The organism is Octadecabacter ascidiaceicola (assembly GCF_900185015.1).
Classification (GTDB): Bacteria; Pseudomonadota; Alphaproteobacteria; order Rhodobacterales; family Rhodobacteraceae; genus Octadecabacter; species Octadecabacter ascidiaceicola.
Map to the genome: position 1 here is coordinate 856,153 of NZ_FXYD01000001.1, position 13,151 is coordinate 869,303.

13 protein-coding genes are annotated in these 13,151 nt (G+C 55.8%); 7 read left to right on the top strand and 6 right to left on the bottom strand.

Going from position 1 to position 13,151, the window contains the following annotated elements:
• Positions 1 to 15 precede the first annotated feature (15 nt).
• The 4 genes from OCA8868_RS04265 to OCA8868_RS04280 all read left to right on the top strand — a co-directional run bounded on the left by OCA8868_RS04265 (position 16) and on the right by OCA8868_RS04280 (position 4,392).
• Complete coding sequence (locus tag OCA8868_RS04265) at positions 16 to 660, top strand: pyrimidine 5'-nucleotidase (RefSeq protein ID WP_093995262.1); 645 nt, start codon at positions 16 to 18, stop codon at positions 658 to 660.
• Positions 661 to 702: 42 nt separating this feature from the next.
• The gene (locus tag OCA8868_RS04270; RefSeq protein ID WP_093995263.1) at positions 703 to 1,899 is read left to right on the top strand and encodes a UbiH/UbiF family hydroxylase; all 1,197 of its coding nucleotides are present in this window, start codon (positions 703 to 705) and stop codon (positions 1,897 to 1,899) included.
• 139 nt (positions 1,900 to 2,038) lie between these two features.
• Positions 2,039 to 3,997, top strand: coding sequence for a DNA gyrase/topoisomerase IV subunit B (locus tag OCA8868_RS04275; protein WP_093995264.1), 1,959 nt, complete (start codon positions 2,039 to 2,041; stop codon positions 3,995 to 3,997).
• Complete coding sequence (locus OCA8868_RS04280; RefSeq protein WP_143849502.1) at positions 3,994 to 4,392, top strand: hypothetical protein; 399 nt, start codon at positions 3,994 to 3,996, stop codon at positions 4,390 to 4,392. The genes OCA8868_RS04275 and OCA8868_RS04280 overlap by 4 nt, the downstream gene beginning before the upstream one ends.
• A 368-nt stretch (positions 4,393 to 4,760) precedes the next feature.
• On the opposite strand, the gene OCA8868_RS04285 is transcribed toward OCA8868_RS04280, so the two are convergent.
• Positions 4,761 to 5,162: a c-type cytochrome gene (locus OCA8868_RS04285; RefSeq protein WP_306456102.1), complete on the bottom strand. Its 402-nt coding sequence runs from the start codon at positions 5,160 to 5,162 to the stop codon at positions 4,761 to 4,763.
• 166 nt (positions 5,163 to 5,328) lie between these two features.
• Between OCA8868_RS04285 and OCA8868_RS04290 the strand changes: the two genes are divergently transcribed.
• Complete coding sequence (locus OCA8868_RS04290; RefSeq protein WP_093995266.1) at positions 5,329 to 6,006, top strand: hypothetical protein; 678 nt, start codon at positions 5,329 to 5,331, stop codon at positions 6,004 to 6,006.
• On the opposite strand, the gene OCA8868_RS04295 is transcribed toward OCA8868_RS04290, so the two are convergent.
• The 5 genes from OCA8868_RS04295 to proS all read right to left on the bottom strand — a co-directional run bounded on the left by OCA8868_RS04295 (position 6,003) and on the right by proS (position 11,159).
• Complete coding sequence (locus tag OCA8868_RS04295) at positions 6,003 to 6,644, bottom strand: DUF3047 domain-containing protein (protein WP_093995531.1); 642 nt, start codon at positions 6,642 to 6,644, stop codon at positions 6,003 to 6,005. The two genes, OCA8868_RS04290 and OCA8868_RS04295, sit on opposite strands and share 4 nt — an antisense overlap.
• A gap of 84 nt (positions 6,645 to 6,728) precedes the next feature.
• Positions 6,729 to 7,688: an Ldh family oxidoreductase gene (locus OCA8868_RS04300; protein ID WP_093995267.1), complete on the bottom strand. Its 960-nt coding sequence runs from the start codon at positions 7,686 to 7,688 to the stop codon at positions 6,729 to 6,731.
• Positions 7,685 to 8,362 carry an ABC transporter ATP-binding protein gene (locus OCA8868_RS04305; RefSeq protein WP_093995268.1) on the bottom strand — a complete coding sequence of 226 codons (678 nt, stop codon included), beginning with the start codon at positions 8,360 to 8,362 and terminating at the stop codon, positions 7,685 to 7,687. The genes OCA8868_RS04300 and OCA8868_RS04305 overlap by 4 nt, the downstream gene beginning before the upstream one ends.
• On the bottom strand, positions 8,355 to 9,686 hold the full coding sequence (locus OCA8868_RS04310) for an ABC transporter permease (RefSeq protein WP_093995269.1): 1,332 nt from the start codon (positions 9,684 to 9,686) through the stop codon (positions 8,355 to 8,357). The genes OCA8868_RS04305 and OCA8868_RS04310 overlap by 8 nt, the downstream gene beginning before the upstream one ends.
• Before the next feature lie 123 nt (positions 9,687 to 9,809).
• A complete protein-coding gene (proS, locus tag OCA8868_RS04315; protein WP_093995270.1) occupies positions 9,810 to 11,159 on the bottom strand; it encodes a proline--tRNA ligase in 1,350 nt (449 codons plus the stop codon).
• 167 nt (positions 11,160 to 11,326) lie between these two features.
• On the opposite strand from proS, the gene OCA8868_RS04320 reads away from it, so the two are divergent.
• A complete protein-coding gene (locus OCA8868_RS04320; protein WP_093995271.1) occupies positions 11,327 to 12,454 on the top strand; it encodes an AI-2E family transporter in 1,128 nt (375 codons plus the stop codon).
• 3 nt (positions 12,455 to 12,457) lie between these two features.
• On the top strand, positions 12,458 to 13,129 hold the full coding sequence (locus OCA8868_RS04325; protein WP_093995272.1) for an HdaA/DnaA family protein: 672 nt from the start codon (positions 12,458 to 12,460) through the stop codon (positions 13,127 to 13,129).
• Positions 13,130 to 13,151: the final 22 nt, after the last annotated feature.

Genomic DNA, 13,151 nt, shown 5'->3' on the forward strand with positions numbered 1-13,151 from the left:
AACTAAACAGGGCATATGGTTAAGTCATCGTTCTCACATGTGCGTGCCTGGGTCTTTGACCTCGACAACACGCTTTATCCGCCCAGCGTCGACCTATTCGGTCAAATCGAAGTCTTGATGACGGATTACGTATCCGAAACGTTGGGCGTCGACAGAGCCCACGCCAATCAGCTGCGCGATCATTATTGGAAAACCTATGGCACCACGCTTGCGGGGCTAATGGCGGAACATAACGTCGACCCGGATCCGTTTCTTATTGCCGTGCATGACATTGATTTCACGGTGCTGCCCAAAGCGCCCAAACTTGCCGCCGCTATCAGCGCACTGCCAGGGCGAAAGATCGTTTACACCAACGGCACCGAACCCTACGCCCGCCGCGTCTTAAATGCTCGTGCCTTAGACGGAATTTTCGATGCTGTTTACGGGGTCGAACATGCGAGCTATCGCCCAAAACCGGAACAAGCCGCATTTGAGGCCGTATTCGCAATAGATGGTCTGACCGCTGAACAGGGTGCGATGTTTGAAGATGACATTCGTAATCTTGCCGCCCCCCACGCCATGGGTATGCGCACCGTTCATGTGGCGCCGACAGCGCAATCGCACGACCATATCCACCATCACACAGACGACCTCGCGGATTTCTTGTCGCAGCTTGTCTAACACGCCTTACATGCCGCCCCGATCGGCCTTATATTTGGGCATATGAAACAAACGGATATTTTCATTTCCGGCGGCGGTGTTGCCGGGCTTACGGCTGCAGCTGCGTTTGGCGCGGCTGGCTTTTCGGTTCTCATCGCGGACCCAATGCCGCCCATTACCGATGAAGAAACCGATGGCGCGGACCTGCGCACAACCGCGTTCCTTCAGCCGGCGCGTGATTTTCTGATTGCCGCGGGTCTTTGGGATCGCCTCTCGCCTTTCGCGGCCCCGTTACAGATCATGCGCATCGTTGATGCGGGCGGTGAAACGCCTGAGCCCCGCGTTACAAAAGACTTTGATGCCGCTGATCTCGGCGATCTGCCCTTCGGTTGGAACCTGTCTAACTGGCTTTTGCGTCGTGAAATGGTCGCCCGTTTGGAGGAGCTTCCAAATGTCGAATTCCGCACTGGTGTCGGGTTCGCCTCAATGCTTACGCGGACGAATGAGGCACGCGTCACACTTACGGACGGTACACGCATCAGCACCAAACTTGTCATAGGTGCAGACGGTCGTAACTCTCCAGTCCGCCAAGCCGCGGGCATCGCAGTCAAAACCAATCGTTTAGGGCAAAAGGCTGTAACCTTTGCGGTCGCACACGAAGCCCCCCATGATAACGTCTCGACCGAGGTCCACCGCACAGGCGGACCGTTCACACTGGTTCCTCTGCCCGACCACGAAGGCAAGCCATGTTCAGCGGTTGTCTGGATGGAAGACGGACCAGAAGCAGCGCGCCTTGCCGCCTTGCCAGTAGATGAGTTCAACGCCGAGGCAACCCTTCGTAGCGCTGGCGTATTCGGGCCCCTTACACTTGCCAGCCGCCGCATGGTTTGGCCGATCATCAGCCAGATTGCAGACTCGCTAAACTCCGAACGCGTGGCCTTAGTTGCGGAAGCGGCCCATGTTGTGCCGCCCATCGGCGCGCAGGGGCTGAACATGTCGCTTGCGGATATGGCGAGCCTTCTTGACCTTGCGCAAGCCAACCCAAATGGGTTGGGCAATGCTGACATGTTGAAGAAATACCACCGCGCGCGCCACACCGACATCACGCTACGCGTCAAAGGCGTTGACCTACTGAACCGCGCGTCCCAAGCTGAAAACCCACTGCTGCGCGACCTGCGTGCAAAGGGCGTCGAAGCGCTTTATGGTCTCGCTCCGCTTCGCAAAACGTTGATGAAAATGGGGCTAGGCGCAAAGGGATAATCTGTGAAGCGTTTTTCTCTTCTCACCCAACGGCCGATAAAAAGCTACGGGCAAACCTTATCCACAACTCGGTAAGCGCACTTCCCCCTCCCGCGGCCTCGTGGCATACTCTCGCAAACCAAAACCAAATGAGCAGCACATGGCAAACGATCTATTAAGCGGGCAAACGCCTTCCGACTACGACGCCTCCAGCATTCAGGTGCTTGAGGACATGGAACACGTCCGCCTGCGCCCCGGTATGTACATCGGCGGTAAAGACGACCGCGCGCTGCATCACATGGTTGCCGAGATCGTCGACAACTCGATGGACGAAGCCGTTGCAGGCCATGCTACATGGATCGAAGTTGAGCTGCACGAAAACGGCCACGTCACCGTGCGCGACAACGGACGCGGCATCCCGACGGATCCGCATCCGTCTGATCCGACCAAATCCACCCTCGAGATCATCTTTTGTACGCTGAACGCAGGCGGCAAATTCTCTGGTGAAAACTACGAAACATCTGGCGGTCTGAACGGGGTTGGCTCCTCTGTGGTCAACGCGCTGTCAGACCATGTACGCGTCGAAGTGGCCCGCAACAAAGAACTCGTCGCGATGGAGTTTTCACGCGGCATCCCGCAAACCAAATTGGAAACCGTCGGTGCTGCCCCCAATCGCCGTGGTACGGCCGTGACATTCCACCCTGATCCTGAAATCTTCGGTTCCCTCAAGCTCAAACCGGCGCGCCTGTTCGCGATGGCGCGTTCCAAGGCCTACCTTTTCTCTGGCGTTGAAATCCGCTGGAAAACCGCGATTGCAGATGGCGACACCCCGATGGAGGCCAAGTTCCACTTTCCCGGCGGCCTGTCTGACTATCTGAAAGAACGCCTTGATGGTGCCACCGTTTATTCAGACGTCCCCTTCGCCGGCACCGTGGATTTTCGCGACAAGTATAATGAGGCCGGCAAGGTTGAATGGGCCGTCAACTGGACTCCATCCCGCGATGGCTTCACGCTGTCTTATTGTAACACCGTTCCAACGCCCGAAGGCGGCACCCATGAACAAGGCTTCTGGACCGCGATCCTGAAAGGCATCCGCGACTACGGCGACCGCGTTTCCAACAAAAAAGCCAAGCTTATCAACCGCGACGATCTGACAACGGGCGGCTGTGCGCTGGTCAGCATCTTTGTGCGCGACCCGCAATATGTCGGCCAAACCAAAGACCGCCTTTCCAATGAAAGTGCCGCTAAAATGGTCGAAGGTGCTGTGCGCGACCACTTTGACAACTGGCTGGCGTCTGACACCAAATCAGCGGGCGCGATCCTTGATTTCCTTGTGCTGCGGGCCGAAGAACGTCTGCGCCGCAAGCAGGAAAAGGAAACCTCGCGCAAAACCGCGACCCAGAAACTGCGCCTCCCCGGGAAACTGACCGATTGTTCCAACAAAAACCGCGAAGGCACTGAGCTGTTCATCGTTGAGGGTGACTCAGCGGGCGGGTCCGCGAAAATGGCCCGCAACCGCAATACCCAAGCGCTGCTGCCGCTCAAAGGTAAAATCCTCAACGTGATGGGCGCTGCGTCTAATAAACTGGGCACCAATGCGGAAATTAGTGATCTGACACAGGCGCTTGGCGTGCAGCTCGGGGCGAAATTCAACGTCGACGATCTGCGCTACGACAAGGTCATCATCATGACCGATGCGGATGTTGACGGCGCGCATATCGCAGCACTTTTGATGACGTTCTTCTTTAGCCAGATGCGCCCGATGATCGACGCCGGCCACCTCTACCTCGCCTGCCCGCCCCTGTTCCGCGTCACCCAAGGCGCCAAACGCGTTTACTGTCTGGACGAGGCCGAGAAGAACGAAGTTCTGGCCCGCGGTTTGGGTGGGTCCGGCAAAATGGACGTCTCCCGCTTTAAGGGTCTGGGCGAAATGGACCACAAAGACCTGAAAGAAACCACAATGGACCCCGCCTCCCGCAAACTGATCCGCGTCTCAATCGACGAAGACGAACCGGGTGAAACAGGCGACCTGGTGGAGCGTTTGATGGGCAAGAAACCGGAGATGCGGTTCCAATACATCCAAGAGAACGCACGGTTCGTTGAGGAGTTGGATGTTTGATTTCTTTTAGAAGTTCTATTGTTTTTTGGATAATGTCTGCCACGAGCGCAATTGCGTGCGAATCCACCGACATTGTATTCTCGGATGTTGAGATACAGTCGGAAGCCGAGTCTGTGAACGTGGGCGGCTGGGGAAGGCAAATAGAATTTGTTGTAACAAATTCTTCCATTTGCACACTTGAGTACCTGAAAGTCGTCTTGGTAGGGCGCAATTCAGAACAGCAAATTGGTGTTCGAGATGAATTTCAAGTTTTCTATTCGGGCTCACTTCCAGATGGTCTCCGACCAGACGAGCAATTAGTTGCTCGACCTATTTTAGTTGATCGGAGCTTTGATGTGATGTTCGAAACTTCAACCGTTGAAATACAAGTTTCAGAGAGCCGCTATCGCCAGTAATTAAAGGATCGTTGCGCCCGAACCGAGGGGTGGGCGAGAAGCGCCCTCCCCGTCAAACCGTAGGTTTGCCTCCGGTAAAACGGCGGAGGTACGGGCGCTGCCAAATCTTTGATTTGGCTTGGTGCCAACCTTCCCCCAAAACCAAAACGGCCGACCCTGTGAGGCTACTCAGGATCGACCGTTCCGAGGTTGCAGCCAAACAGTCTGCGGAGTGGTGTCAGACCGGGGGGTCTTGACGCAGGTGTTGGGCAGCGGAGCTACAGTGCTGTTATCGTTTTGCCATGCCACCGCTCCGCGCGATAGTTGCCCAAATGGTCATGGATCGGTTCTTTGGCATACCACCCCTCTCCTTTCGGATAGGTCGCGCCTTACTCCTGAACACTCTCCAACCAAGACCCAAGCGCGAGCAAACGTGCGGGAATTGGCGTGCCCAAACCGAATTCGTCTTCCACCACCACCGTCGGCCCCATATCGCCCGCGCCGAATTCCGGCATCGCGGCGCTGAAGTGGGAGCCGCGCTCAAACCCGTCGATCACGCCCAACACGTAGTCACGCGGGAAGTTGCCGCCGTTATCCGCCGCAAGCACAGTCAGGTCTGGCGGCATCGTGAACAGTTGCTCTCCAAAATCGCCCATACCTTTAGCGTCCACCCCGTGACAGGCTGCGCAGTTTTCTTGGAACAAAACGCCCCCCGCCTCGACACTGACATCCAGTTCTTGCTCAACACAGCCCGCCAAAAGAAGCGGTGCAATCCATAGGGTTTTCATCATGGGGTCCTCCTGTTTTGCCCCAATATACGCCCCCAAATTCGCACTGCTTTGATCCAGATCAGCCGAAACCTGTACATACGCGGTGTGTACAGGTTGTGTACGCAATGTGTACGGGTTGTGCACGCTGCCCCTTGGCACTTTGCCACGCCGAGCATACCCTTGGTTCATGCGCATTCTGATCGCCTTTTTGCTCCTCTCTGCCTGTGGTCGTGGCATTACAAACAGCGAACGCACCCTCATGGGAGAGCTGATGGGCGATAGCTTTAATAGTAATGAAATCAAGATGTTAGAGTCTGGTTTTATCGGTATGCGAACACGGACCTACCCCGCGCGCCCGCAGGTAACTTGTCGCGAAAAGATCGCGCCGCCACCCAGTGGCCCGACAATCCGAACACGCACCGCGGGTGTGGTCGCATGGCAGCACGTCTTAACCAATCCTGACTGGACGTTAACCAATTACGCTGAGGGCTATCCTGAGCGAATTAACCTCGTCGCAGCGATGTATTTCGCCCATGAAATGACCCATGTCTGGCAATGGCAAAACCGCGCCACAACAGGCTATTCCCCGTTTCGTGGTCTTGCGGAACATAAACCGGGCGTGGATCCGTATCTATTTGATCCAACAGAGGAAATACGTTTCCTTGATATGGGATATGAGCAGCAGGCATCCTTGGTTGAGGAATACATTTGCTGTCGCACATTGGCCCCCGAAGCGGCGCGAACACAGCGGTTATACGACACCCTGTCAGCGGTGATGCCTGTGCAGCACCCAACACAAACGCCGAGACCTGCTGAGGTGCTCGGCGTTCATGAAGATGCAGATTTGTTAGGAATTTGCGACTAACGCACGGCGAAGTTGGAAACTGATGCGCGGATGGTTGAGCCTGTGTCATCGCTATCACCAGACACGGCGATCCCCACAAGCGCACCCGGCGTACCCCCAAAGGCGGCCGCGAAGTCGCTAGCGAGGTTCACGTTTTCGGAATTGCTACCTGTTCCAGCGGAACGCAATATCACGTTCGCGCCTTGGCCCGGCGCATATGGGGATTGCTGGACGGAGCCGCGTGAATGGTTGCCGCCCCAGACATATTGCAAAATGCGCACGTTCGGATTGCCATTCAGCTGACGGATATTGGCGCCTTCCATATTGGCGGCGTCCGCTTCCGGCAAGAATACGAAATAAACCGAGATATTGCGGTCATCCCCACCCTTGCGGCGCAAATCCGTCGCCGGAACCGACTGGTCAACCGACCAGTTCCATGATGCCGACCGTGCGCCCCAGTCGCCGCGCGCAGTACGTGTCCACGCAAGGGAAACCCCGCCGTCAGATGCAATACCCAAGGATCCGCCGTTGAAGGAGTAGTCGTTCGAATTGAACAGCTGCAGGCGTTGCTCGTTCCAGCTGCTTCCAAATGAAATCGGACCAGCTGCAACGGCGGACGCAGAAATCACCAGAGGGAGGACAAGGGACAGAAAACGCATAAGAACACCTTTCAATTTGTTGGCAACACGTTGCCCCGAAGGACCGGCCAACCTCAACGAAAGGTTTTAAGTCTCACGCTATTGTTAGGTCTTCGCGAGGGCGCGTGATGCAGCCCACAGCGCGTCGGGCACGTCAATTTCACCCATCGGCTGACGGTCCTGTCCGGGGATGCGCGCGCCGTCTTGTTCTGCTACAGCCTGTGCAACACGTGCCAAACGCTCGCCAAAATCTTCGCCCGGCTCCATCAGAATGTAGAATTGCCCGAGGTCGTGTGGCTTACCATCGGGCAGCTTTAAACCACTGACATCCAACGAGTTAACCGAACCTGTCATCCCTGCCGCGAGGACTTCTGCCATCAAGCCAAAGCCCCAACCTTTGTACCCGCCTGCAGACACTAGCGCGCCTTTCAGCGCCTCTTCTGGGTTGGTTGTAGGCTCGCCATTCACATCGACAGCCCAGCCAAGCGGAATACTCTCTCCTGCCGCCTTCGCCATCGTGATCTTGCCCAAAGCGACAGCCGAAGTTGAAAAGTCCCAGTGCATGCCGCCATCAGGCAGAGACATGGAAATCGGGTTCGTGCCGATGACGGCCTTGTTGCCATTTGGCGGCGCGACAACGGGTGACGCATTGGTAAAACCGATCCCGACAAGCCCAGCCGCCGCAATCTGTTCCGTGAAAAACCCAAGGCTGGTGCAGGTGTGCGCGTGCGCAACGGCCAATGTCGCCACGCCATTTTCACGTGCCGCTTCAATTGCTTCGGGCAAACCGCGACTGAATGCAGGTTGCGCAAAACCAAACCGCGCGTCAGCGACAACCTGCCCTGCTTTGGGCCGTGTCACGACGGGTTCTACCTGCCCATCAACGCGGCCAGACTTTAGCTGGGTGCAATAGCTCTCAAGGTAGTAGAGGCCGCAAATAACGTTCCCGAATGCCTCCGCGCGCCCAACAGCGCGGGCAACTTCGCTCGCTTGCCACGCGCCAGCACCATGGGCAATCATCGCCGCCTTTGCGACCTCTTCAATTTCGGAAACGAATACCTTCATGCGATCAATCCTGCTTCTAAGCGTACGGTGCGGTCCATCCGCGCGGCCAATTCTAAGTTATGTGTAGCGATTAGGGCGGATAGCCCGGACGAGCGGACCAATTCCATCAAGGCGTCAAATACGCGATCAGATGTGCCTGGATCAAGGTTGCCCGTAGGTTCATCCGCGAGCAAAAGCTTCGGCTTGTTCGCCAAAGCACGGCAAAACGCGACCCTCTGTTGTTCACCGCCTGACAGGGCTGCAGGGCGATGTTCAGCGCGGCTATCTACGCCAACACGCGACAGTAAATCCATCGCATGTGCTTCGGCGCTAACTTGGGACACGCCATTCGCGAGTTGCGGCAGGACGATGTTCTCGATGGCGGTAAATTCGGGCAACAGGTGATGGAACTGATAGATAAAACCGACGTCATTGCGCCGAACCGCAGTGCGTTTCCTGTCACCCAGCTTAGTCAGGTCTTCGCCTGCAATTGCAACGGCTCCGGTATCTGGCGTATCCAGCAAACCGGCGATGTGCAGCAGCGTCGATTTTCCCGCGCCGGATGGCGCGACCAAAGCGACAACTTCGCCCTTATTGACCTGCAAAGATACGCCATGCAGCACCTGCACCTCGTTGGGCTTTCCCTGGTTGTAGGCCTTCTTTAGGCCGTCAAGCTTTAGGGTCACATCACTCATAACGCAGGGCCTCCACAGGGTTCATGCGTGCGGCTCGTCGCGCTGGGAAGATGGTTACAATCCAACTGAGAGACAGCGACAAGACGACCGCCTTTAACACGTCATCGAGCTCAAGTTTGGCGGGGATGTTGTAGATGCCGCGAATGGATGGGTCCCAAACACCGCCGCCAGCGACGTAGTTCACGAACGCAAAAATCTGGTCGATGTAAATCGCGAACAGACACCCGAGGATCACCCCAAGAAGCGTTCCGACGGTCCCAAGCCCCGCCCCACAAATGAAGAAAATCCGCAAAACGGACCCTTCTGTCAGCCCCATCGTGCGCAATATTCCAATATCGCGACCCTTGTTTTTCACCAGCATAATCAAGCCGCTAATGATGTTCATTGATGCTATCAGCACGAGGATCGCCATGATCACAAACATCACATTGTCCTCAACGGTCAGGGCACGCAGATAGGCGCCTTCATTGTCTTTCCAACTATAGAGAAACGCCTCTGGCCCAAGTTCCGCGTAAAGCGGTTGAATCCATTCTTCGACGCGATCTGGATCGGCGACGTAGATTTCGATCTCGTCATGCACACCATCACGGCTAAAGAAACTCTGCGCAGCTTCTAGAGGCAGATACACGCGGCTAACGTCAGTAATATAGCGCCCTGTTTGAAAAATGTAGGCTACTTCAAATGTAACACGTCGTGCGCTTCGCGTTACGGCAGTTTGCACGCCGGTAGCGGACAATAAAGTAATGCGGTCCCCGACTTGGACGCGCAACTTGCCCGCCACACCGGAACCAAGCGCAATACCGCCACCTTCGACCTCCAGCCCAAAATCCTCAATCGAGCCTGCACTGGATTGAGGATTCAATACCAGTGGAATGTCCTTTAGATCGCTCTGTGTGATACCATAAATTTGCACAAAACTGCTGTTGTCGGCCTGCGACGCCAGCCCTTCACCGCGCATGATGGGGGCCGCTCGGGTCACGCCATCCACAGCACCCAATTGCGCAGCAAGCACTTCGCCGTTGGCAATCGTGTCAACACGGCGCGTGACGTCAACGGATTGATCGCCCTGTGTGACGGTCACAGTTTCCATGTAATTCTCGCGCACGGTCAGGTGGGCATTGGCCCCCACGATCGTATCGACGAAATCCGCGCGAAAGCCAGAACGCACAGCCAAAACTGCGATCAAGGCAAACACCGCCAGCGTCACGCCGATGAGTGAAATCCACGTCATGATGCTCACGCCACCCTCGGCGCGTTTGGCGCGAATATAGCGCCATGCGATCATCCATTCGAATTTCGAAAAAGGGGCGGTTTTGCCTGCCATTATTTGATGCCTCATTGTTTACGGACACCTAACGGCGCTTTGCCTTTATGGTCAACCATGCCACGTCCATCGGTCGTTGTTAGGCAAAAGGCGGCGCGCAGGAAAAAACGCGCCGCTTATTGGCTACTTTACCAAGCCGTGCTTGCGGTAAATGTCTTCGATTTTGGCAATCGCAGCGTCCGGCGCCATCTCTTCGCTTTCGCCAGTCTTGCGGGATGTCAATTCAACGACACCGTTCTTTAAACCACGTGGCCCGACGGTGATACGCCACGGCAGTCCGATTAGATCCATTGTTCCGAACTTCGCGCCCGCCCGTTCATCACGGTCATCATACAACGCCTCAAGTCCAAGTGCGGCGACTTGATCGTAGAGTGCCTGACACGCGGCGTCTGCTTCATCGTCACCCTGCTTAAGATTCACGATACCGACGTGGAACGGCGTTACGCCCTCGGGCCAAATGATGCCCTTATCGTCATGGGACGCCTCAATAATCGCGCCCAACAAACGTGAAACGCCAATACCGTGCGATCCCATGTGAACAGGCGTCGGCTTGCCGTCCGGCCCTTGCACGGTTGCACCCATCGCTTCGGAGTATTTGGTTCCGAAGTAGAAGATTTGCCCAACTTCAATACCTCGTGCCGTGCGCTGACGGTCGGCGGGGACTTCAGCAAACAACGCTTCGTCATGCGTTTCGTCTGTGCGCGCGTACTTTGTTGTGAATTCTTCCATCACCCCAGCGCATTGCGCAACGTCGTCATAGTCAATTTCGCGATCTCCGAAGGTCAGGTCAGTTACCGCGCTGTCATAGAATACCTCGGATTCACCAGTTTCAGCGAGCACAAGGAATTCATGCGTATCATCCCCACCAATAGGGCCGGAATCCGCACGCATCGGGATCGCCTGAAGGCCCATACGCTCATACGTGCGCAGGTAGGACACAAGGTGGCGGTTGTAGGCGTGCATCGCATCTTCTTTGGTCAGGTCGAAGTTGTAGCCGTCCTTCATGTAGAATTCACGGCCGCGCATTACGCCAAAACGCGGACGGCGTTCGTCGCGGAATTTCCACTGGATCTGATAGAGCGTCAACGGCAGCGCCTTATAGCTGCTCACGTGGCTGCGAAAAATGTCTGTCACCAGTTCCTCAGCCGTGGGTGTGAACAGCATATCATGATCATGGCGGTCCTTGATGCGCAGCATTTCTTCGCCGTAATCATCATAACGCCCACTTTCACGCCACAGTTCAGCGGACTGGATCGTCGGCATCTGGATCGCAATATGGCCCGCACGTTCTTGTTCTTCATGCACAATCTGTTCGATCCGCTTCAGAACTTTGAACCCCAACGGCAGCCATGAATAGATACCCGCACTGGATTGTTTAATCATTCCCGCGCGCAGCATGTACTGGTGGCTGACGATTGTGGCGTCGCGGGGGGATTCCTTGAGGACGGGCAGGAAATAACGGCTGAGAAGCATGTGCATCACTTTCAAATAAGGTTGGCATTTGTTTAGTCAGACACCTGCCCAAGGGCAAGGCAACGCAGCCCAAACCTGCGGCCTTTCTTTTCGTGAAATCTTGCAAATGGCCCGCACCTGCGCCAGTTAAGATAACAAGTACCACACAAGTAGCACCGAGAGTTCAAATGGCCTTACCTTCACAAAAACAGTTCCAGTACTGGGGTCTTGCTACCGGTGTCCTCATTTTCTTGCTTTGGGCGCTCGGGAATGTGCTGACGCCATTCATTCTGGGTGGCGCAATCGCCTATTTCCTTGACCCAATCGCAGACCGGCTTGAAGCGTGGGGCCAAAGCCGCGCGATGGCGACGGTCATCATCACGCTTTCTGCGATCCTATTGTTTTTCCTGATTTTCTTGCTCGTCATTCCGACGCTTATTGGGCAGTTGGGGCAGCTGATTAATACCATCGGCGAAATCATCGAGAACCTGCCCCAAACCTGGGTCAGCTTCAAAGAGTGGCTCGCGACCCGTTTCCCGAGCCTTGATTTGCAGGGCAGCTTTCTGACGGATCAACTTGTCGGTCTTGGCAGCGCAATCCAATCGCGTGGCGGGGATGTTGTCGCCGCTCTGGTCAGCTCGGCCCAAGGGATCATCAACGTTGTTGTTTTGCTGGTGATCGTACCAGTCGTGACATTCTACATGCTCATGGATTGGGACCGTATGGTTGCCCAAATCGATGATCTGCTGCCGCGCGACCACCAAGAGACTGTCCGCAAGTTGGCCCGCCAGATCGACAACACATTAGCGTCGTTCATACGCGGGCAAGGCACAGTTTGCTTGGTACTAGGGACATATTACGCCGTTGCCCTAATGATCGCCGGTTTGAACTTCGGCCTGATCGTCGGCTTTATCGCAGGCTTGATCTCGTTCATCCCCTATATCGGTGCGCTTGTGGGCGGTGTCTTGGCAATCGGTCTGGCACTGTTCCAGTGGTGGGGCGGAACCGAAATCGTCGACGGTGAAACAGTACAGCTTGGATTCAATTGGTTGCGCATCGGCATTGTCGCTGCAATCTTCGGGTTTGGTCAGTTTTTTGAGGGAAACATCCTTACGCCGAAACTGGTTGGAAGCTCCGTTGGATTGCACCCTGTTTGGTTGATCCTCGCGCTGTCTGTGTTCGGCAGCTTGTTCGGCTTCGTTGGGATGCTTGTTGCTGTACCTGTTGCCGCGGTCATCGGTGTTTTGACGCGGTTCCTCATCGGTGAATACAAGGCCGGCCAGCTTTACAAAGGCCATATCGGCAAGGACACCTAAACCATGGCGCGCCAATTGGCTTTTGACCTGCCCGCAAATGTGCGGCTGGAAGCGCAGGACTTTTTTGTCTCCCGCGCGAATGAGTTGGCTTACGCCCTGCTGCAAACCCCTGCCACTTGGCCGGACCATAAGCTCGCGCTGGTTGGGCCTGCGGGTTCCGGGAAAACACACCTTGCTCGCGTATTCGCCGAGCAAACGGGCGCGACGATTTTAAACGCCGGAGACATCACACCGGATACCCCAATGCCAATCGACCCGCTTGTCATTGAAGATGGGGACGCCCTCGCAATAGCAAACGAAGAATGGTTATTTCACGCCCACAATGCCCTTCGTCGGGACAACCACGCGCTGTTGCTAACCGGTAAAACACCTCCGTCGCGCTGGGGCATCACATTGCCAGACTTGGCCAGCCGCCTGTCTGCCGCCACCAGTGTTACGATTGAAAACCCTGATGATGCCCTGCTTACCGCGGTGCTTCTAAAACACTTCGCAGATCGCCAACTTGCGCCAACACCCGATGCCATCGCCTATCTAATCAAGCATTTGCCACGGGCGTTTGATACTGTACGCAACATCGTTGAGACGCTAGATCGCGAAGCTTTGGCCCAATCCAAACCCCTTTCGCGTCCCTTTGTGCGCGCCGTGCTGGACACTTTGCACCAAGATGAGGGATAGTGTCACCTTGCTGACATAAATG

Coding starts and splice junctions, on each gene's coding strand:
- OCA8868_RS04265 (WP_093995262.1), top strand. CDS start 16: ATGGTTAAGTCATCGTTCTCACATGTGCGTGCCTGGGTCTTTGACCTC.
- OCA8868_RS04270 (WP_093995263.1), top strand. CDS start 703: ATGAAACAAACGGATATTTTCATTTCCGGCGGCGGTGTTGCCGGGCTT.
- OCA8868_RS04275 (WP_093995264.1), top strand. CDS start 2,039: ATGGCAAACGATCTATTAAGCGGGCAAACGCCTTCCGACTACGACGCC.
- OCA8868_RS04285 (WP_306456102.1), bottom strand. CDS start 5,162: ATGATGAAAACCCTATGGATTGCACCGCTTCTTTTGGCGGGCTGTGTT.
- OCA8868_RS04290 (WP_093995266.1), top strand. CDS start 5,329: ATGCGCATTCTGATCGCCTTTTTGCTCCTCTCTGCCTGTGGTCGTGGC.
- OCA8868_RS04295 (WP_093995531.1), bottom strand. CDS start 6,644: ATGCGTTTTCTGTCCCTTGTCCTCCCTCTGGTGATTTCTGCGTCCGCC.
- OCA8868_RS04300 (WP_093995267.1), bottom strand. CDS start 7,688: ATGAAGGTATTCGTTTCCGAAATTGAAGAGGTCGCAAAGGCGGCGATG.
- OCA8868_RS04305 (WP_093995268.1), bottom strand. CDS start 8,362: ATGAGTGATGTGACCCTAAAGCTTGACGGCCTAAAGAAGGCCTACAAC.
- OCA8868_RS04310 (WP_093995269.1), bottom strand. CDS start 9,686: ATGGCAGGCAAAACCGCCCCTTTTTCGAAATTCGAATGGATGATCGCA.
- proS (WP_093995270.1), bottom strand. CDS start 11,159: ATGCTTCTCAGCCGTTATTTCCTGCCCGTCCTCAAGGAATCCCCCCGC.
- OCA8868_RS04320 (WP_093995271.1), top strand. CDS start 11,327: ATGGCCTTACCTTCACAAAAACAGTTCCAGTACTGGGGTCTTGCTACC.
- OCA8868_RS04325 (WP_093995272.1), top strand. CDS start 12,458: ATGGCGCGCCAATTGGCTTTTGACCTGCCCGCAAATGTGCGGCTGGAA.